This window comes from Streptomyces sp. NPDC035033 (assembly GCF_040636735.1).
GTDB lineage: Bacteria > Actinomycetota > Actinomycetes > Streptomycetales > Streptomycetaceae > Streptomyces.
On sequence record NZ_JBEZUZ010000003.1, the window covers coordinates 66,114 to 85,220 of the forward strand.

Annotated in this window: 15 protein-coding genes; 3 read left to right on the forward strand and 12 right to left on the reverse strand. The window is 74.5% G+C overall.

From position 1 onward, the window contains the following. Positions 1-10: 10 nt before the first annotated feature. The 5 genes from AB0E83_RS02750 to AB0E83_RS02770 form a co-directional block, all read right to left on the reverse strand. A complete protein-coding gene (locus tag AB0E83_RS02750) occupies positions 11-2,587 on the reverse strand; it encodes a SpoIIE family protein phosphatase (RefSeq protein WP_362104783.1) in 2,577 nt (858 codons plus the stop codon). A gap of 144 nt (positions 2,588-2,731) precedes the next feature. Continuing rightward, a complete protein-coding gene (locus AB0E83_RS02755) occupies positions 2,732-3,154 on the reverse strand; it encodes an ATP-binding protein (RefSeq protein ID WP_362104786.1) in 423 nt (140 codons plus the stop codon). 171 nt (positions 3,155-3,325) lie between these two features. After that, positions 3,326-3,772, reverse strand: a complete 447-nt coding sequence (locus tag AB0E83_RS02760; protein ID WP_362104789.1) for a (deoxy)nucleoside triphosphate pyrophosphohydrolase — start codon at positions 3,770-3,772, stop codon at positions 3,326-3,328. Between the two features lie 21 nt (positions 3,773-3,793). Beyond that, complete coding sequence (locus AB0E83_RS02765) at positions 3,794-3,970, reverse strand: SPOR domain-containing protein (protein WP_362104792.1); 177 nt, start codon at positions 3,968-3,970, stop codon at positions 3,794-3,796. A gap of 287 nt (positions 3,971-4,257) precedes the next feature. Then, positions 4,258-5,010 (reverse strand): GntR family transcriptional regulator, encoded by a 753-nt coding sequence (locus AB0E83_RS02770; protein WP_362104794.1) that lies wholly within the window; start codon positions 5,008-5,010, stop codon positions 4,258-4,260. A 207-nt stretch (positions 5,011-5,217) separates the two neighbouring features. Between AB0E83_RS02770 and AB0E83_RS02775 the strand changes: the two genes are divergently transcribed. After that, positions 5,218-6,564 carry a glycoside hydrolase family 18 protein gene (locus tag AB0E83_RS02775; protein WP_362104797.1) on the forward strand — a complete coding sequence of 449 codons (1,347 nt, stop codon included), beginning with the start codon at positions 5,218-5,220 and terminating at the stop codon, positions 6,562-6,564. A 315-nt stretch (positions 6,565-6,879) separates the two neighbouring features. On the opposite strand, the gene AB0E83_RS02780 is transcribed toward AB0E83_RS02775, so the two are convergent. Continuing rightward, the gene (locus AB0E83_RS02780) at positions 6,880-8,061 is read right to left on the reverse strand and encodes a DUF4190 domain-containing protein (protein WP_362104800.1); all 1,182 of its coding nucleotides are present in this window, start codon (positions 8,059-8,061) and stop codon (positions 6,880-6,882) included. A 322-nt stretch (positions 8,062-8,383) separates the two neighbouring features. Between AB0E83_RS02780 and AB0E83_RS02785 the strand changes: the two genes are divergently transcribed. Continuing rightward, entirely contained in the window at positions 8,384-9,586 is a 1,203-nt protein-coding gene (locus AB0E83_RS02785; protein WP_362104803.1) for a serpin family protein, read from the forward strand. Between the two features lie 54 nt (positions 9,587-9,640). On the opposite strand, the gene AB0E83_RS02790 is transcribed toward AB0E83_RS02785, so the two are convergent. The 4 genes from AB0E83_RS02790 to ychF form a co-directional block, all read right to left on the reverse strand. Continuing rightward, the gene (locus AB0E83_RS02790) at positions 9,641-11,215 is read right to left on the reverse strand and encodes a S8 family peptidase (RefSeq protein ID WP_362104806.1); all 1,575 of its coding nucleotides are present in this window, start codon (positions 11,213-11,215) and stop codon (positions 9,641-9,643) included. A 405-nt stretch (positions 11,216-11,620) separates the two neighbouring features. Then, entirely contained in the window at positions 11,621-12,391 is a 771-nt protein-coding gene (locus AB0E83_RS02795) for a DUF4232 domain-containing protein (protein ID WP_362104810.1), read from the reverse strand. 92 nt (positions 12,392-12,483) lie between these two features. Further along, positions 12,484-15,153 (reverse strand): BTAD domain-containing putative transcriptional regulator, encoded by a 2,670-nt coding sequence (locus AB0E83_RS02800; RefSeq protein ID WP_362104813.1) that lies wholly within the window; start codon positions 15,151-15,153, stop codon positions 12,484-12,486. 184 nt (positions 15,154-15,337) lie between these two features. Continuing rightward, positions 15,338-16,426, reverse strand: coding sequence for a redox-regulated ATPase YchF (gene ychF / locus AB0E83_RS02805; RefSeq protein WP_362104816.1), 1,089 nt, complete (start codon positions 16,424-16,426; stop codon positions 15,338-15,340). 267 nt (positions 16,427-16,693) lie between these two features. Between ychF and AB0E83_RS02810 the strand changes: the two genes are divergently transcribed. Next, a complete protein-coding gene (locus AB0E83_RS02810; RefSeq protein WP_362105102.1) occupies positions 16,694-17,269 on the forward strand; it encodes a DUF6542 domain-containing protein in 576 nt (191 codons plus the stop codon). Positions 17,270-17,301: 32 nt separating this feature from the next. Here AB0E83_RS02810 and ppgK read toward each other — a convergent pair whose 3' ends face one another. After that, entirely contained in the window at positions 17,302-18,075 is a 774-nt protein-coding gene (ppgK, locus tag AB0E83_RS02815) for a polyphosphate--glucose phosphotransferase (RefSeq protein ID WP_362104819.1), read from the reverse strand. Between the two features lie 29 nt (positions 18,076-18,104). Continuing rightward, the gene (locus AB0E83_RS02820) at positions 18,105-19,106 is read right to left on the reverse strand and encodes a 4-hydroxy-3-methylbut-2-enyl diphosphate reductase (protein ID WP_362104821.1); all 1,002 of its coding nucleotides are present in this window, start codon (positions 19,104-19,106) and stop codon (positions 18,105-18,107) included. Position 19,107: the final 1 nt, after the last annotated feature.

Consider the following 19,107-nt stretch of genomic DNA (forward strand, 5'->3'; position numbering starts at 1 on the left):
GGGGCCCGGTTCAGAACATGCTGAGGAGCTGGTCCACGGTGGGCTCCGCCGTGGGCCCGCCGTCGGGGAGGGGCAGTTCGAACCAGACGGTCTTGCCGCGCGGGGTGCGGCGCGAGCCCCAGGAGGCGGAGAGCAGGCCGACGAGCTGGAGGCCGCGGCCGCCCTCGTCGGTGTCCTTGGCGCGGCGGCGGCGCGGCTGGACCAGTCCGGCGTCCCAGACCTCGCAGACGAGGGTGCGGTCGCGCAGCAGCCGGAGCCGTATCTCGCCCTCGCCGTACCGGAGCGCGTTGGTGACGAGTTCGCTGACGAGGAGTTCGACGGTGTCGACGAGCGGTTCGAGCTCCCAGGCGGTGAGCTGGGCGCGGGCGAGTTCGCGGGCCCGGCCGACGGAGCGGGGTTCGCGGGGCAGCTGCCAGTCCCCCACGGCCTCGGCGGGCAGTCCCCGGATACGGGCCATCAGGAGGGCGATGTCGTCCTCGCCGTGTCCGGTGTCGAGGCTGCTGAGGACCCGGTCGCAGACGTCCTCCAGGGGGCGGGCCCGGTCGGCGAGGGCCCGCCGGAAGGCGCTGAGGCCCTCGTCGAGGGGGTGGTCGCGGGATTCGACGAGTCCGTCGGTGTAGAGGGCGAGGAGGGAGCCCTCGGGGAGTTCGACCTCGACCTCCTCGAAGGGCTCGCCGCCGACCCCCAGCGGCATGCCGGGGGGCACGTCGAGGAGCAGCGCCTCCTCGCCGGGTTCGACGAGGACGGGCGGGAGGTGTCCGGCGTTGGCGAAGGTGCAGCGCCGGGTCACCGGGTCGTAGACGGCGTAGACGCAGGTGGCGAGGTAGACCTCGGAGAGTTCGGGGCCCCTGTTCTTGTGGGCGCGGGACTGCTGGGCGCCGATGGGGGCGCCGAGGCCGCGGGCGATCTCGTCGAGGTGGGAGAGGACCTCGGCGGGTTCGAGGTCGAGCTGGGCGAGGGTGCGGACGGCGGTGCGCAGTTCGCCCATGGCGACGGCGGCGCGCAGGCCGCGGCCCATGACGTCGCCGATGACGAGGGCGGTGCGGTGGCCGGGGAGTTCGATGACGTCGAACCAGTCGCCGCCGACCTCGGTGGCGTCGGTGCCGGGGAGGTAGCGGCAGGCGATGTCGAGTCCGGCGGCCTCGGGGTCGCCGGGCGGGAGCAGGCTGCGCTGGAGGATGAGGGCCCGCTCGTGCTCGCGCCGGTAGAGGCGGGCGTTGTCGATGCAGACGGCGGCGCGGGCGGCGAGTTCCACGGCGAGGGCCCGGTCGCGGTCGCCGAAGGGTTCGCTGCCCTTGGCGCGGGAGAACTGCACGAGGCCGACGACGGTGTCGTGGGCGACCATCGGGACGACGAGGGTGGAGTGGACGAGGTCGCCCTCGCCGCCGGGCACGGTCCGGACGCGGCCGGTGCGCAGGGCTCCGGCGCAGGGCGAGTTGAAGGGGTAGCGGTGGACGGCGCCGACCTCGATGGGGACGGGACCGCCGCCGTCCCCGGCCGGTCCGTGGCCCTCGTCGGTCCTGAGGGGGGTGTCGGAGACGGCGCTGGCGAAGGCGACCCGGCGCAGTTCGGCGCTGCCCGCGCCGTAGCCGACGTCGTGGGAGCTGCCCCAGCGGCCGGGCGGGGCCTCGTCGCCGGTGAGGAGTCCCTGGTAGAGGTCGACGGAGGCGAGGTCGCAGAAGCCGGGGACGGCGACGTCGAGGAGTTCGCGGGCGGTGGCCTCCAGGTCGAGGGTGTTCCCTATGCGGGAGCCGGCCTCGTTGAGGAGGGCGAGGTTGCGGCGGGCGCTGGCGGCCTCGCGGGCGGCGTTCTGCCGGCGGGTGACGTCGACGCCGAGGCCGGCGACGCCGATCGGGCGGCCGGAGCCGCTGTGCACCCGGTAGAGGTTGACGGACCAGTGGCGGCGGATCCGGGCGCCGGGGGCGGCGCCGGTGATGTGCAGGTCGGTGACGGACTCCCCGGTCTCCAGGACGCGGCGGAGCGCCTCGGTCATCCGGTCGGCCTCGGGCTTGGCGAGGTAGTCGTGGACGCGGCGGCCGCGGTGGTCGTCGGCGTCCCCGCCGAAGACCGCGGCGAAGCGCTGGTTGGCCCGCTTGACGGTGAGGTCGGTGCCGAAGAGGAGGAAGCCGAAGGGCGATTGGCCGAAAATCGCCTGGGAAGCGGCGAGGTCGGTCTCGATCCGCCGCAGCGCCCGGACGTCGACCACGATGCAGAGCGCGGCCCGCTCGCCGGTCCCGGTCTCGCTCGGCATCACGTACATCTCGGCGATGCCGTGCGGCCGGTCCTGGCCGGGGGCGCCGGGGAGGCGGAAGGGGACGAGGCCGGTCCACTCGCGCCCGTCGAGGATCTCCTTGACCCGCCGGTGTCCGCGATCGCGCAGCTCGGGGGGCATGAACGCCTCGACGGGGTCCTTGCCGCGGGCCTCCTGGGCGGACACCCCGAAGAGGTCGGCGGCCCGGCTGCTCCACTGCTCGACGCGTCCGTCGGGGCCGAGGGAGAAGGAGGCGACCCGGATGTAGTCGTAGATCGAACCGGGCGGGCTGCTCTGCCACACGACGCCGCTCGTCGTCTCGGATATCTCGCTCACGCGACCGTCCCCTCCAGCTCACCGCACCGGACCGGCCATGCCCGCAGTATTCAGCACGGCGGGCCCCGGCGGCACGACGTCCACGATCACAGGGTGGTCTCGGTCGGCTCCTGACCCGCTCCGGTGATCGTCATCCCTCCCTCTTTACTCACCAGGGAGAGCCAGCTCGAACCATACGGTTTTCCCGGTGCCGCCCTGCCGGGTCCCCCAGCGGCGGGCGGAGCAGGCCACGAGGGCGAGCCCGCGGCCCCCTTCGTCGTCGGGTCCCGCGGGCCGTTCGGTGGGGGGATCCGGAAGCGGATCGGAGACCTCCACGAGGAGCGCCGAGTGGCGGGGCGGGTCGGTGGCGGCGCCCTCGGCGCGCAGGATCCGCACGCCGATGGGTCCGGAGGCGTACCGCAGGGAGTTGGTGACCAGCTCGCTGACCAGCAGGACCGCCACGTCCCCGACGGCCGCGTCGATCCGCCAGGAGCGGAGCGTCTCGCGGACGGCGTGGCGTGCGGTGCGCACCGCGTCGGCCTCCGCCGGGAAGTTCCACTCGGCGCGGGCGCCGTCGGTGTCGATCACACGCGATCACTTCCCCAACCGTGGTTCGGCAGGAATTCGGCAGGAAGAGGAGCACCCTCTCCCGAGGAACCAATGGGGACATACCCGAAAATAAGGACGAAATATCCCTCCGGGTGCGACCGCGGGCGCACGGTGGCACGGACGGCGTAGGGCGCCGGCCGCGCGCCCGGGCTAGGGGCGCGCGGCGGGGAGGCCGAGCGCCGCCCGCGCGACGGCGGGGCGGTCCTGGTCGAGCCAGTCCACGGCGTCCAGTTCGTGGCGGGCGAGCCAGCGCAGCCGGTCGTGGTCCTGGAGCGGGCGGGGTTCGCCGGAGAGGAGGCGGGCGGTCCACACCCGCAGCACGTAGCCGGGCTTGAGGGGCCATTCGCCGGGGATCCGCTCGCCGGGCTCGACCTCGACGCCCAGCTCCTCGCGCAGTTCGCGGACGAGGGCGTCCTCGGGGCGCTCGCCGGGTTCGACCTTGCCGCCGGGGAGTTCCCAGCGGCCGGCGAGGTCGGCGGGGGCGCTGCGGCGGGCGGCGAGGAGCCGGCCGCGGTCGACCAGGGCGGCCGCGACGACGAGCACGGCACCGGTCCCGCGGTCGGGTCCGGTGCCGTGAGGGGTGGTGCGTTCGGTCATGCCCGCGAGGGTATCCGGGCGTCAGCCGGTGGGGGCGATGCGCTCGACCCAGTAGAGCTGCTTGTGGCCGCGCTCGTCGAGCGTGTCCGCGATCTTCTGGGCTTCGTCCTGGGTCGCGTACCGCCCCACCCGGTAGCGGTTGCCGTTGTCGTCCTGCCGTATCACGAGCCACGGGTGGACGGGGCCGCTGTCGGTCATCAGGCTTCTCCCTCCGCCGGGCCAGGCGTCACCAAGGATCTCCGGGAAACCGCAATCCGCATATGCCTGAGCTTACGCCTGACCTTCACACAGCGGATACGGGTTTTCACCAAGAGGCACGGGATCGGCCGGTTACCGACGGAAGGAGGCCGAAGGCCGCATGCCGGGCCCCGCCGCGGGGACGGCGGGGCCCGGCATGGGAACGGGAGCGGTGCGGGGGCGCCGGACGGGAGGGGGGCCGGGGCGCCGGGGGTCAGCGGACCGGGAGGGGGCCGGGGCGCCGGGGATCAGCGGACCGGGAGGTGGTACGAGAGGCGGTAGCGGTCGGCGGGGACGACGATGTCGGCGGTCTCGACGGCCAGCCCCGAGGCGTAGAAGGTGCGCTCGACGACCATGACCACATGGCCGGGGACGCCGCCGAGGACGAGCAGTTCCTCCGCGAGGCCGGGGCGGGCGCCGACCTCCTCCACCACGTTGTCCACGACGACGTCGATCGCCGCCATCCGCTCGACCACGCCGCAGCCGCCGAGCGGCCCTTCCTCGGGGAGCATGACGGGGGTGCGGCCGGTGACGGCGAGCGGCTCCCAGGAGGTGGCGATCATCATGGCCTCGCCGCCGTCCCGGTAGACGTACCGGGTGCGCATCACGCGGTCGCCCGGCGCGATGCCGAGCCGGGCGGCGACCTCCCCGCCCGCCTCCTCCTGCTCGCTGTGCGCGTCCCAGGTGCCGCGCGCGCCCTCGGCGGCCTGCTCCTGCCGGAAGGGGGAGGCGCCGGCGGCGGGCCGGTAGCCGGAGCGGGCGACGCGGCGGGGCACCGGCCGCTCCCGGACGTACGTCCCCGAGCCGGAGCGGCCCTCGACGAGCCCCTCGGCCATGAGCACCTTGCGGGCCTCCAGCGCGACGGTGTCCGACACCCCGTACTCCTCGCGGATGCGTGCCTGCGAGGGAAGGCGGGTATGCGGCGGGAGCGAGCCGTTCGCGATCTTCTCCCGCAGATCGCTCGCCACGCGCAGGTAGGCGGGCTGCTCACCGAACGTCACTGGACACTCCCCTCAGGTTGACAGACAGCTACAGCCTGACAACCGAATGTGGCCATCCGCAAGCATGGGCCAGAGTTTCACTCGAAGTGATGAAACAGTCCGTCACCTCCCACCCCCTTGACCCCTATTGGTCTGGACCAATACGTTCCTGCCTGCACGCCCGCTCAGCAGCTTCTCGGCCCGCCCGCCTCGCACAGGAACGAGCCCATGCGCCCCAGAGCCCTGACCAAGCCGGCCTTCGCCGCGGCCGCCGCGGCCGCCCTCGGCCTCCTCGCCTCCCTGGCCCCCGCCGCCGACGCCCACCCGCGCCCCGCACCCCGCCCGCCGGCCGCCGAACACGCCCTCAAGCGGGTCGGCTACTTCACCCAATGGGGCATCTACGGAAGGGACTTCCAGGTCAAGGACCTGGAGACGAGCGGCTCCGCGGCCCGGCTCAGCCACATCAACTACGCCTTCGGCATCGTCGACAAGGCCGGCAAGTGCGTCATCGGGCCGGTCCCCGGCTCCGACCCCTGGGCCGACTACGTCCGCCCGGTCGACGCCGCCGACTCGGTGGACGGGACGGCCGACACCGCCGAGCAGCCGCTGGCCGGCAACTTCAACCAGCTGCGCGAGCTGAAGGCGAAGCACCCGAACCTCAAGGTCATGATCTCGCTGGGCGGCTGGAGCGGCTCGGCGTACTTCTCCGACGCCGCGCGCACCCCCGAGTCCCGCAGGGCCCTGGTCTCCTCGTGCATCGACCTGTACATCAAGGGCAACCTCCCGCAGGACGGCGCCCGCGGCGGCGCCGGCGCGGCCGCCGGCCTCTTCGACGGCATCGACCTCGACTGGGAGTGGCCCGGCTCCGAGGGCAACCCGGGCAACGTCATCCGGCCCGAGGACAAGGTCAACTTCACCGCCCTGGTACGGGAGTTCCGCACCCAGCTCGACGCGTACGGTCGCTCGCTCCCGCAGCGGAAGCACTACGAGCTGAGCGCGTACGTGCCCACCGCCCCCGCCAAGATCGACGCGGGCTTCGAAGTCGCCAAGATCATGCGGGACTTCGACTTCGTGAACCTCCAGGGCTACGACTTCCACGTCTCCGGCGAGAAGACCACCGCCCAGCAGTCCGCGCTCTTCGCCAAGGACGACTGGAGCGTCGAGGGGACCGTGAGGTCCTGGCTGCGGCGCGGCGCCCCCGCCCACAAGCTCGTCGTCGGCATGCCGTTCTACGGCCAGGGCTGGACCGGCGTGACCGGCGGCGGCGACGGCCTCGGGCAGCCCGCCGCGGGCCCCGCGCCGGCGACCTGGGCGCCCGGCTCGGAGGACTACAAGAACCTCAAGAAGCTCGCGGAGTCGGGGACGTACGCGCTCCACCGCGGCCACCGGAACGGGCACGCCTGGCTCTTCGACGGCACCACCCTGTGGACCTATGACGACCCGGCCGTGCTGCGCACCAAGGCGAACTGGGTCCGGGCCCACGGGCTCGCCGGCGCGATGGTCTGGTCGCTGGACGGCGACACCGCCGACGGCGAGCTGATCGACGCCATCGACCGCGGCCTCACCCGCCGCTGACCCCGCCCGCTCCCCCGGGCCGCCCCGCCGGCGCCCCGGGGGCCGCGGACCGGACCGCCGGTGACGGCGTGCCCGGGAACCGGGGACGGCGGCCGGTCACGGGCCGCCGTCCCCGCCCCGGGCCGCCTCCCGGCACCGGCGGTCCGGTCCGCACGCCGCGGGGCCGGGTCTCCCACACCGGGACCCGGCCCCGCCCGCGTACCCCGCAGGACACCCCGCCCCGCAGGACACCCCGCCCCGCAGGACACCCCGCCCGGCCGGAGAACCGCCCGGGCGGAGCCCCGTCCGGCCGGAGTCCCGCCGGGCGCGGCCCCGCTAGGCGGACCCCTTCTCGCCGTCGGCCGGCGGAGGCGTGGACGTGAGGTCCAGGGCCTTGCGGACGTCCTTGCTGCCCTCCTCCGGCAGCAGCTCCCAGGCGCGGTCGTACTCCGCCCAGAAGGCGTCCGCGTCGGCGGCCCCCGCCAGCTTCCCCCACTGCTTCGACGCCGAGTCCAGGCTCGCCAGGTACGTGCCCACCGGCGCCTGCGCGGACTTCTCCCAGGCGCGGCCGCGCAGCCCGACGCGAGCCGAGTCGATCGCCGCGCGGACGTCGGCGGCCCAGGCGCGGTTGGCCTCGATGTCGTCCTCCGGGTCGTCCTCCGGCTCCTCGTAGACGGCGTCCTCGATGGGGTTCACATGGGTGAGGAAGGCCATCTGGTCCGTGGTGAGCGTGGTCGCGTCGGAGCGGAGCGAGCCCCTGGTCCGCTCCTCGCCGCCGATGCCGCAGGCGATGCGGTGCTCGCCCTCGCGCCACGCCCGCCGGTCCGGGAAGTAGTGGAGGGTCCAGGCGTCGGGTCCCAGCGACCAGGTGTCCAGCGCGTAGGTGCCGGCCATGGTCTCGCAGCGCTCCTCGCCGAGCTGCTGGAGCTTCTTCTCGCCGGGCCACGCGTCGAAGCCGGTGACCTCGAACCGGCCGGTGATCTCGCCGTTGTGGGGTTCCGCGCAGTCGACGACCCGGACCCCGAGGGTGTACTCGCCCTGCTCGCTGTCGTCGAGGAAGCACTCGCCGGTGCGCAGCTCCGTCGGCATGCGGACGGCGGCGGCCTCCCGCATGCCGTCCCTGAACGCCCGTACGCCTTCCTGGATCTGACCGGTGATCAGACCGAGGACGACCAGCAGGGTGCTGATCGTGGAGAGCGCGGTGCCGGCGATCGCGAGCCCCTTGCCGTTCTGCCCCCGCTTCTTGATCTGCCGCAGCGCGAAGACGCCGAGGACGAGCCCGAGCGGCGGCAGGCAGCAGACGATGCCGCTGACGAGGGAGCCGACGGCGAGCCCGTTGGTGGTCGCCCGCGGCGCCCCGTACGGCCCGTAGGGCCCGGGCGCCGCCACGTAGGGCATCCCCGGCGAGGTGTACGGCCCCGGGGCCGCGTACGGGCCGGAGACCGGGTACGCGGCGGGCGCGGGCGGTACGGCGGACGCCCCCGGCTCGGACGGCTGGGGCGGCTGGGTCGGCTCCACGGGTACGGTGCTCCTGTTGGGGCGGGGGCGAACAGACGATCGGGCGCGCATCGTACGCGGTCCGGCGGAGGGGGCGGCGATGCGGGGCGAAAAGCGGACGGACGGACCGGAGCCGACCACCCCGACGCGAGCGAACGGACCGGCGCCGTCCACCCCGACGCAAGCGAACGGACCGACGCCGCACGCCTCGACGCGAGCGGACCGACCGGCCCCGTCCATCCCGACGCGAGCGGACGACACGGAGCCGTCCACCCCGACGCGGACGGACGGACCGGCGCCGTCCGGCTGGACGCCGTCGCTCCCGGGCAGCACCGTCCGGGCGGTGAACCGGCTCACCGGGCGCTGGGCCGCCGCGCTCCCCGGCCCCCGCCGGAACACCGTCTTCTCCGCCGCCGGCGTCTGGCCCCTCCTCGCCTTCCTCGCGGCGGGCGCGGCGGGCCCGGCCCGCGCGGAGCTCGCCGAGGCGCTGGGCATGCGGGCGGAGGACGCCGCCGGGGCGGCCCGGGGGCTGGTGCGCGCGCTGGACGGCATCCGCGGCTCGGCGGCCGCGATCGGGCTGTGGGCCCGGCCGGACCTGCCGCTGCGCGACGAGTGGGCGGCCGGGCTGCCCGGCGCCTCGCTCGGCCGGTTCGGCGGGGACGACGCGGCGGACAAGGCGGCGCTGGACGCCTGGGCGGCGGAGCGGACGGGCGGGCTGATCCCGGCGATGCCCCTGGACCTCGACGCGTCGGTCCGGCTGGTGCTCGCGGGCGCCCTGACCGTACGGACCCGCTGGCTGCGCCCCTTCTGGGAATGCGGGATGGCCCCGGAGAGCGGTCCCTGGGCGGGCCGGGACCTGGTCGGGCTGCGCCGCACGACCGGCCTGCTCGACCGGGTCGGCGTCGCGCGGACGCCCGCCGGGCCGCTCACGGTCCTGCGGGTGCTCGGCGACACCGGGGTCGACGTCCACCTCCTGCTCGGCGAGGAGGACGCCGCGCCGGGCGCGGTGCTCGCCGCCGGGCTCGGCGTGCTGGACCGGACGCACCCCCTCGTCCCCGGGGACCTGCTGCCGCTCGGCGAGCCCGGTCCCGGTCTCGCCGTGCGGCACGTGCGCGCCACGAAGCGCACGCCCGTCCTCGACGTCACGGCCTCGCCGTTCGACATCACCGGCGAGCACGATCTGACGGCCCTCGCCGGGGTGTTCGGCCTGACCGCGGCGACGGACACGAGCCGCGGTCACTTCCCCGGCGTCAGCGACCACCCGCTGGCGGTCACCCGGGGCGCGCAGTCGGCCCTGGCCCGCTTCACCGAGGACGGCTTCGAGGCGGCGGCGGTGACCGCCCTGAGCCTCGTGGCGGGCGGGGCGTGGGACCCGCCGAAGCCGTACGTGGTGCGCCGCGTCGACTTCACCTGCGACCGGCCGTTCGGCTTCCTCGCCGTGCACCGCACCTCGCGGCTGGTGCTGTCGGCGGGATGGGTCGAGGAGCCGGTGGAGTACCGCTGGGAGGACGAGGAGGAGGACGGGGGCGCGTACGGGAACGGGTGAGGGGCGGCCGTCCGCCGACGGCCGCCCCTCAGGCGTTCACTGGCTCACGGTCGCTCAGAACTGGAGCGCCCAGGAGTCGATCTTGCCGGTGTCGGCGTTGGCGTTGTCCGTCACGCGGAGCTTCCAGGTGCCGTTGGCGACCTCCGCGGAGGCGTTGACGGTGTAGGTGGTGTTGATGTTGTCCGCGCTGCCGCCGGTGCCGAAGGCCTTCAGCGTGTACGCCGTGCCGTCGGGGGCGATGAGCTGGACCTGGAGGTCACCGATGTAGGTGTGGGCGATGTTCACCGGGACCTGGAGGGCCGAGGGGGCGTTGCCGGAGACGCCGCTGACGGTGACCGGGGACTCGACGGTCGCGTTGTCGGCGATGGCGTAGTCGGCGGTGTTCTCGAACTTCGGGCCGGGCGGCGGGGTGGTGCCGCCGCCACCGACGAAGAGCAGCTTGTTCGGGGAGCCGGTGCCGGGGCTGGTGACGACGTTCGGGGTGGCGGCGGTCGTCAGGGCCGTGGAGACCTGCGCCGGGGTGGCCGTCGGGTTGTCGGCGAGGTAGACGGCGGCGGCGCCGGCGACGTGCGGGGTCGCCATCGAGGTGCCGGAGATGGTGTTGGTGGCGGTGTCGCTGGTGTTCCAGGCCGACTTGATGGAGGAGCCCGGGGCGAAGATGTCGAGGACGCTGCCGTAGTTGGAGAAGCTGGAGCGGGCGTCGGTCGACGTGGTGGAGCCGACGGTGATGGCCTCGGTGACCCGCGCCGGCGAGTAGTTGGAGGCGTTGGAGCCGTCGTTGCCGGCCGCGACCGCGTAGGTGACGCCGGAGGCGATCGAGTTGCGGACGGCCGTGTCGAGGACGCTGTCGATCCCGCCGCCGAGGCTCATGTTGGCGACGGCCGGCTTGACGGCGTTGCGCGTCACCCAGTCGATGCCCGCGACGACCTGCTCGGTCGTGCCGGAGCCGGAGTTGTCGAGGACGCGGACGCCGACGATCTTCGCCTTCTTGGCGACGCCGTACGCGCCGCCCGCGACGGTGCCGGCGACGTGGGTGCCGTGGCCGTGGCCGTCCTGGGCGGTGTTGTCGTTGTCGATGGCGTCGTAGCCGTTGGCGGCGCGGCCGCCGAAGTCGCTGTGGCTGACGCGTACGCCGGTGTCGATGATGTACGCGGTGACGCCCTGGCCCGCGCTGTCCGGGTAGCTGTAGCTGGAGTTCAGCGGCAGGGCCTTCTGGTCGACCCGGTCGAGGCCCCAGGACGGCGGGGAGGGCTGGGTGCCGTCGATGGTGAAGACGCGGTTCTGCACCACGGACTTCACGGCGGGGTCGGCGGCGAGCTTCTTCGCCTGCGCCTCGGAGAGCTCGATCGAGTAGCCGTTGAGCGCCGAGGTGTAGGTGCGCTTGATCTTCGCGCCGAACTTGGTGGCGACGGCCCGGCCCCGGGCGGTCTCCGCCTGGGCGGACTCGTCGAGGGTGACGATGTAGCTGCCCGGGACGGTGCCTTCGGCGCCGGCGTTCTCGATGACGCCCTCCGGGGCCGTGGCGGCGGCGGAGGCGGGGAGGGCGGAGAGCGAGCCGAGGGCGAGCGCGGCGACGGCTATGGCCGCGGCGGTGGAGATACGGCGACGCGATGCGCGCATCACTGCCATGTGAGGTGTCCTCCTCGTGGGGGGTGCTCCCGTGGGGGTGGAGCCCGAGTGACCATCACTCTCGACAGGGACATGACAAGAGCACGTACGGCCCGACGCCGACTCCCGCGACTCCCGACCGCCCTGTCGTCGACCGAAAGATTGGCCGATCCATAGGAATCGCACAAGAGCCCCTGCGGCCCCGCAACACCCGTGCCACAGAACCGACATGACCGGCCGGTAGCTTCGGGCGGCCCTCACCGGCCCCCTCACCTGCGGCGGCGCGCTCCCGGACCCCGGCCCGGCCCTCCCGCCGGCGCCCGCGAACCCGTTCCGCGAATTCACAGCGGCGACACACGGGAACGGGCCCGTCTCCGATCCCCCGGGAGACGGGCCCGTCGTCGGCGGCCCGGCGGGCCGCCCGGATCAGAACTCGTCGGCGCCGTTGCGGAGTTCCGGCGTCCAGTACCCCGTCTTGGCGACGGCCTCGTCGACCGCGATGCCGCCCGCCGGGGCGGTGACCACAACGCTGCCCTCGGCCGGGCCGTCGGCGGCGAAGAGGTTCACGTTGAACTCCTTCACCACCTTGTTGTCCTCGTGGACGCCGCCGAGCGCGACGCGCACGTTGGCGTAGGCGGGCGCGCCCGGGTTCAGGACCACGGGGGCGGCCGGCTTGCTCTTGGCGACGGGCGGGACGTCCTTCGCCGTCTGGATCTCGCCGAAGGCGATGAGCGGGTGGCCGAGGAGGCGGCAGGCGCGGCCGGAGGTGTTGGTGGCGGTCAGGACGATGTGCTCGGTGGGCACCTCGTCCGCCTTCGCGGCGGTGATCTTCACGTCGCCATAGGCGCAGACGGGCGCCTGCGCGTCGGCGGCACCCTGGTCACCGGTCGAGCTCTGCCCGCCGGTGGAACCCTGGCCGCCGGTGGAACCCTGGCCCCCGGTCGAGCCCTTCGCGGCGGCCGGGGCGCCGGACGCGGTGGCGTCCCCGGACCCGCCCGCGGCGCCGCTCCCGCCGGCGGTGGCCGAGGCGGCCGGGGCGGCGGACGTGGTCTCCGGGGCGGCGGCCTGCTGCGAGGTCTTCGCGCTGCCGGCGTCCTTCGCGCCGTCCTCGCCCCCGCAGGCCGTCAGGCCGAGCGAGGCGGCGGTGACGGCGGCGACGAGCAGGGCGGCCCTGGTGGTGCGGTGCGACGTACGCATGTCGGTTTCCCCCGTGGAGCGTGAAGTGTGAAGCGGTCGGTTGTTGCCGAGTTCAGCTTCCGGCTCCGCGCTGCCGTACCGCTTGCGTATCGCTAACGCCCCGCCGCCAGCCGCGCGAGCCGCTCCGTCGCCCGCGCCGTGCCCTCCGGGAAACCGGCCGCCTCGGCGTCGGCGGCGGCCCGTTCCAGCTGGTGGGCCGCCTCCTCCAGGCGGCCGATGCCGGCCAGCGCCTCGCCCCGCGTGATCCGCAGCTGGGCCTGGACCACGACGGCGTCGGGCGCCACGAGTTCCCCCGCGCGAAGCACGTGCGCCAGGGCCTGCTCGTACTCCCCCGCCCGCAGACAGTGCCCGGCCAGGTGCTGGAGGGTCAGCACCTGCGTGGACGGGTGCCCGGTCCGGTCGGCGAGCACGACCGCCTCCGCCATGAGCGCGCGGGCCCGGGCGCACTCCCCCGTGGCGTCGAGGACCGCCGCGTGGTTGACGACGGCGATCGCCTCGCTGATCGGGTCGCCGGCCCGGGCGGCGAGCCCGGGCGCCTGCTCCAGGTGGACGAGCGCCTCCTCGTCCCGCCCCTCCTCGTGGAGGATCCAGCCGAGCAGCGCCCGGGTCCGGGACTGCGCGTCGGGGTCGCCGACCGCCTCGGCCGAGGCGAGGCCCGCCTCCAGGAGCGGGGTCCAGCCGTCCTGGAGCCGCATGAGCATCAGCGGCCACGGCACGAGGGCGAGCCGCCAGGCCCGGTCGTGCAGCCCGAGGGCGGCGGAGGCGGCCACCGCCCCCTCCAGGGCGGGGCGTTCGGCCGCGTACCAGTCGAGCGCGGCCGCCCGCCCCTCGAACTCCGGGATCGCGGCGGGCCGGCGGACGTCGGCGGGCAGCGCGTAGCAGGGCTGCGAGCCCGGCTCCGCGGCGGCGTCGGCCGCGAGCCCCGTGTACAGGTAGTGGTCGAGGAGCCGGCGCAGCCCCTCCGGATCGGCCTGCGGGGCGAGTCCGCGCGCGTAGAGCCGTACGAGGTCGTGCGGGGTCCAGCGGCCGGGCACCGCCTCGGTGAGGAGGTGGGCCGCGGCGAGCCGCTCCAGGTCGGCCGAGGCCCGCGCGGGCGTGGTGCCGGCGAGCGCGGCGGCGGCGAAGTGGTCCACGTCGGAGCCGGTGTGCAGGCCGAGCGCGCGGAAGGCGCGGGCGGCGGACTCGGGCAGCTGCTGCACGGTGAGGCGCAGGGCGGCGGAGACCCCGACGTCCTCCACGTCGAGGAGGGCCAGCCGGCCCTGCTCGTCGGCGAGTTCGCCGACCATCGCGCCGAGGGACCGCCCCGGCCGCTCGGCGAGCCGGGCGGCCGTCACCCGCAGCGCGAGCGGCAGCCCGTCGCAGAGCCCGGCGAGCCGGGCGGCGGCGTCCGGCTCGGCGGCGACCCGCGCCTCCCCGAGCACGGTCGCGAGGAGCTCCGTCGCGTCGGCGGGCGGCAGCTGGCCGAGCGGCACCGGGCGGGCCGCGTCGGAGGCGATCAGCCCGCCGAGCCGGTCCCGGCTGGTCACCACGGTCACGCACCCCTCGCCGCCGGGCAGCAGCGGCCTGACCTGCTCGGAGGAACGGGCGTTGTCGAGGACGACGAGCATCCGGCGGCCGGCGGTGAGGCTGCGGAAGAGCGCCCCGCGCCCCACGGCCGTCTCCGGCACCCGCTGCTGCGGCACGCCGAGCGCGAGCAGGAACTCCCGCAGCACGACGCCCGTCTCGGGCGCCGGGGTGTCACTGAAGCCGCGCAGGTCGGCGAAGAGCCGCCCGTCGGGGAAGGCGACCCGCCGCCGGTGGGCCCACTGCACCGCGAACGCCGTCTTGCCGACCCCGGCGGGCCCGGTCACCAGACAGACCGGCCCCTCGCCCCCGCCGGCCGCCCGGTCGAGCAGCGCGGTCTCGGCCTCCCGGCCGGTGAACCCGCGCGGCGCGCGCGGCAACAGCTCGGGCACCACGGGCACGTCGGGGGCCTCGGGCACCGCGGCCACCGGGGCCACGGCCGGCACCGGCCCGCCGCTCCCCGGGTCCCGCAGCAGCGCCGCGTACGTCTCGCTCAGCGCCCCGCCCGGATCCACGCCCAGCTCCTCGGCGAGCAGCCGGCGGGTGCGGTGGTACCAGTCGAGGGCGTCCGACCGGCGGCCGGCCCGGGCCAGTGCCGTCATCAGCGCGGCGGCCAGCGACTCGCGCAGCGGGTGCGCGACGGCCTCGGTCCGCAGGACGGCGGCGGCCCGGCCGTGCTCGCCGAGCTTCCCGTACGCCTCCGCCAGCGCCTCCACCGAGGAGAGCCGCAGCTCCTCCAGGGCGGTGGCGGCGGCCTCCAGCGGCCCGCTGGGCACGGTGCCGGTGAGCGCGGGCCCCTGCCAGTACGACAGCGCCTCGCGCAGCATCCGCACGCTGTCGGCCGCGTGCCGCTGCGCGCCCGCGAGCCCCACGAGCTCCTCGAACCGGTGCGCGTCGACCAGCGACTCCGGCATCCGCAGCAGGTACGCCGACCCCTGCGTGGTGAGCTCGACGCCGTACGCCTCGGCCCCGTGCGCGGCGAGCAGCGCCCGCAGCCGCGAGACGTGCCCCTGGAGCACGGTCTTGGCGTGCGTCGGAGGCTCGTCCTCCCACAGCGCGTCCATCAGGCCCGTCACGTTCACGGCCGTGTTGGGACGCAGCAGCAGCGCGGCCAGCAGGCTGGTCCGCTTGACCGGCCCGGGCGCCACGTCGCCGCTCTCCGTCACCACGGCCACGGACCCGAGCAGCCGGAACTCCACCCGTACCTCCGCGTCGCTTCTCCCCCGCCGCTCCCCCGGCAGCAGAGAATACGCGCCGCTCCCGCCCCCACCTGCACCGATCCCGCCCCCACCCCCCGATTCGGCCGAAACCGACGGGCGGACGCCCGATACCGAAGCGCCCGCACCCCCGGAGGGAGGAACGGGCGCTCGGCACGGACGCGGGTCAGACGTTGAAGCGGAACTCCACCACGTCGCCGTCCTGCATGACGTACTCCTTGCCCTCCATGCGGGCCTTGCCGGCGGCGCGGGCGTCGGCGACGGAGCCGGTCTCGACGAGGTCGGCGAAGGAGATGACCTCGGCCTTGATGAAGCCCTTCTGGAAGTCGGTGTGGATGACACCGGCCGCCTCGGGGGCCGTGGCGCCCTTCTTGATCGTCCAGGCGCGGGACTCCTTCGGGCCGGCCGTGAGGTAGGTCTGGAGGCCGAGGGTGTCGAAGCCGACGCGGGCGAGGGTGGCGAGGCCGGGCTCCTCGGCGCCGACGGACTGGAGGAGCTCCATGGCGTCCTCCTCGTCGAGCTCGGCGAGGTCCGCCTCCAGCTTGGCGTTGAGGAAGATCGCCTCGGCCGGGGCGACGAGGGCGCTCTGCTCGGCCTTGAAGGCGTCGTCGGTGAGCTCGTCCTCGTCGACGTTGAAGACGTAGAGGAAGGGCTTGGTGGTGAGGAGGTGGAGGTCGTGGAGGAGCTCCGCCTTCTCCGAGCCCTGGACGATGCCCTGGGAGAAGAGGGTGTCGCCGCGCTCCAGGATCTCCTTCGCCGCCTCGACGGCCGCGACCTTGGGGGCCACGTCCTTCTTGATGCGGGCCTCCTTCGCCAGGCGCGGGAGGACCTTCTCGATGGTCTGGAGGTCGGCGAGGATCAGCTCGGTGTTGATCGTCTCGATGTCGTCCTTGGGCGAGACCTTGCCGTCGACGTGGACGACGTTCTCGTCCTTGAAGGCGCGGATGACCTGGCAGATCGCGTCCGACTCGCGGATGTTCGCGAGGAACTTGTTGCCCAGGCCCTCGCCCTCGCTCGCGCCGCGCACGATGCCGGCGATGTCGACGAAGTCGACGGTGGCCGGAAGGACGCGCTGCGAGCCGAAGATCTCGGCGAGCTTGGCCAGGCGGGGGTCGGGGACGCCGACGACGCCGACGTTGGGCTCGATCGTGGCGAACGGGTAGTTGGCCGCCAGCACGTCGTTCTTGGTCAGGGCGTTGAACAGGGTCGACTTGCCGACATTCGGCAGGCCGACGATTCCGATCGTGAGCGACACGGTGGCGACTTCCCTAGATACGGATGATGGGTCGATCCCCCAGTTTACGGGGGGCCCGGGGCGCCCCTCACCGGCCGGGCGGCAGTCGTCTTCGGCCGACTTCGGTCGAAGTGCGGCCCGAGATCACCCGAAGGGCGTGTCCCGGGCCCCTCCCGCCGCCCGCCGACCTACGTTGGTGAGGTGGAGCAGCAGCAGCGCAGGACAAGTCAGCCGCAAGGCCGCAGACGGCCGCAGACCCCGCTCACGCCGCCCGGCGCGCTCGTGGAGGTGGAGGGGGCCGGGGCCGGTGCGGCCACCGTCTACCGGGTCGGCACCCCGGCCGCCGCGCGGCGGCCGGCGCCGCCGGTGGTGCAGGCCCTGCGGCGGCTGCCCGCGCCCCGGCTCACCGGTCTCGGCGCGGGGCTCTTCGCCTCGGCGGCGATGCTCGTCGTCGGCTTCCTGGACTGGCTGGTCCTGGACGGTTCGCCGCTGGCCTTCGGGCTGCTGTTCCTGCCGGTGAGCGCGCTCACCGCGCTCTGGGTCCGTACCGCCGACCTGGTCACGGCCCCGATCGCCGTCCCGATCGCCTTCGCGGTGGGCGTGGTGCCGATCTCGGGCGGCAGCGGGGGCTTCGGCGGCCAGGCGATGGCCGTGATCACCGCCCTCGCCGTGCACGCGGGCTGGCTGTACGGCGGCACGCTGGTCGCCGGGGTCATCGCGAGCGTACGGAAGGTGCGGGAGATGGGCCGCCGGCGGCGCCGTCCCGCCGGCCCGGCCCAGCCGGCCGGGACCCCCCGCGGCACCGGCCCCGGCCCCGCCCGGCGGAACCCGTCCGCCGCCCGCGGCCGGCGGACGACCCCGTAGCCGGCCCGCCGCCCGCGGTCACGCCCGTGCGGTCACGCCCGTACGGTCCGCTCCGGCCGGGTCCGCCGCGTGCTCGCGGCCATCGCCGCGCCGACGATGCCGGCGTCGTTCCTCAGCTCCGCCGGGACGATCTCGGTGCGCAGGCCGTCGAGGTACGGGAGGAACTTGTCGGCCTTGCGGCTCACGCCGCCGCCGAGGATGAACAGCTCCGGGGAGAAGAGCATCTCCACGTGGGCCAGGTACTTCCGGAGCCGCTTGGTGGCCCAGTGCTCCCAGCTCAGCTCCTCGTCCTCGCGCGCCTTCGAGGAGGCACGCTTCTCGGCGTCGTGGCCCTTGAGCTCCAGGTGGCCGAGTTCCGTGTTGGGCACCAGGCGGCCCTCGGTGAAGACGGCGGAGCCGATGCCGGTGCCGAGGGTCAGCAGGATCACCGTGCCGGTGCGGCCGCGGCCGGCGCCGAAGGTCATCTCGGCGACGCCGGCCGCGTCGGCGTCGTTGAGGACGGTGACGGGGAGGCCGCCGACGGCTCCGCTGATGAGGGCGCCCGCGTCGGTGTCGATCCAGGACGGGTCGACGTTGGCGGCGGTGCGGACCGTGCTGCCGGTGACGACGCCGGGGAAGGTGACGCCGATCGGGCCGGTCCAGCCGAAGTGGGCCACGACCTCCGCGACGCTGGCGGCGACGTCGCGGGGCGTCGAGGGTTGCGGGGTGAGGACCTTGTACCGCTCCTCGGTGAGGGCGCCCCGCTCCAGGTCCACGGGGGCGCCCTTGATGCCCGAGCCGCCGATGTCCACTCCGAAGACGTTCATGGACCCAAGCTAACCGGCGGGGGCGGGTCCTACTCCTTGACGAGCTCGGCGGCCTCGGCGCGCAGGTCGCGGCGGAGCTCCTTGGGGAGCGAGAAGGTGAGGTGCTCGTCGGCGGTCTTGACGAGCTCCACGTCCGCGTAGCCGCGCTGCGCCAGCCACTCCAGGACCTCCTGGACCAGCACGTCGGGGACGGAGGCGCCGGAGGAGAGGCCGACCGAGGTCACGCCCTCCAGCCACGCCTCGTCGATCTCGCTCGCGAAGTCCACCAGGTACGCGGCGGGGACGCCGGCCTGCTTGGCGACCTCGACCATGCGGATCGAGTTCGAGGAGTTCTTGGAGCCGACGACGATGACGAGCTCGGCCTGGCCGGCCAGCTCCTTGATCGCGGTCTGGCGGTTCTGCGTGGCGTAGCAGATGTCGTCCGACGGCGGGGAGAGGAGCTGCGGGAACTTGTCCTTGAGGGCGTCGACCGTCTCCATGGTCTCGTCGACCGAGAGGGTGGTCTGGGAGAGCCAGACGACCTTGGAGGGGTCGCGGACCTCGACCTTGGCGACGTCCTCGGGGCCGTCGACGAGCTGGATGTGGTCGGGGGCCTCGCCGGAGGTGCCGATGACCTCCTCGTGGCCCTCGTGGCCGATGAGGAGGATGTCGAAGTCCTCCTTGGCGTAGCGGACGGCCTCCTTGTGGACCTTGGTGACCAGCGGGCAGGTCGCGTCGATCGTCGCGAGCCGGCCCCGGCGGGCCTCCTCGTGGACGGTCGGGGCGACGCCGTGCGCGGAGAACATCACGATGTTGCCGGGCGGGACCTCGGTGGCCTGGTCGACGAAGATCGCGCCCTTCCGCTCCAGGGTCTGGACGACGTACTTGTTGTGGACGATCTCGTGGCGGACGTAGACGGGGGCCCCGTACTGCTCCAGGGCCTTCTCCACGGCGATCACGGCACGGTCCACGCCCGCGCAGTAGCCGCGGGGAGCGGCGAGCAGGACACGCTTCGGGCGGTTGGTCGCGGGCGTTGCAGTCATGCGTCCCATC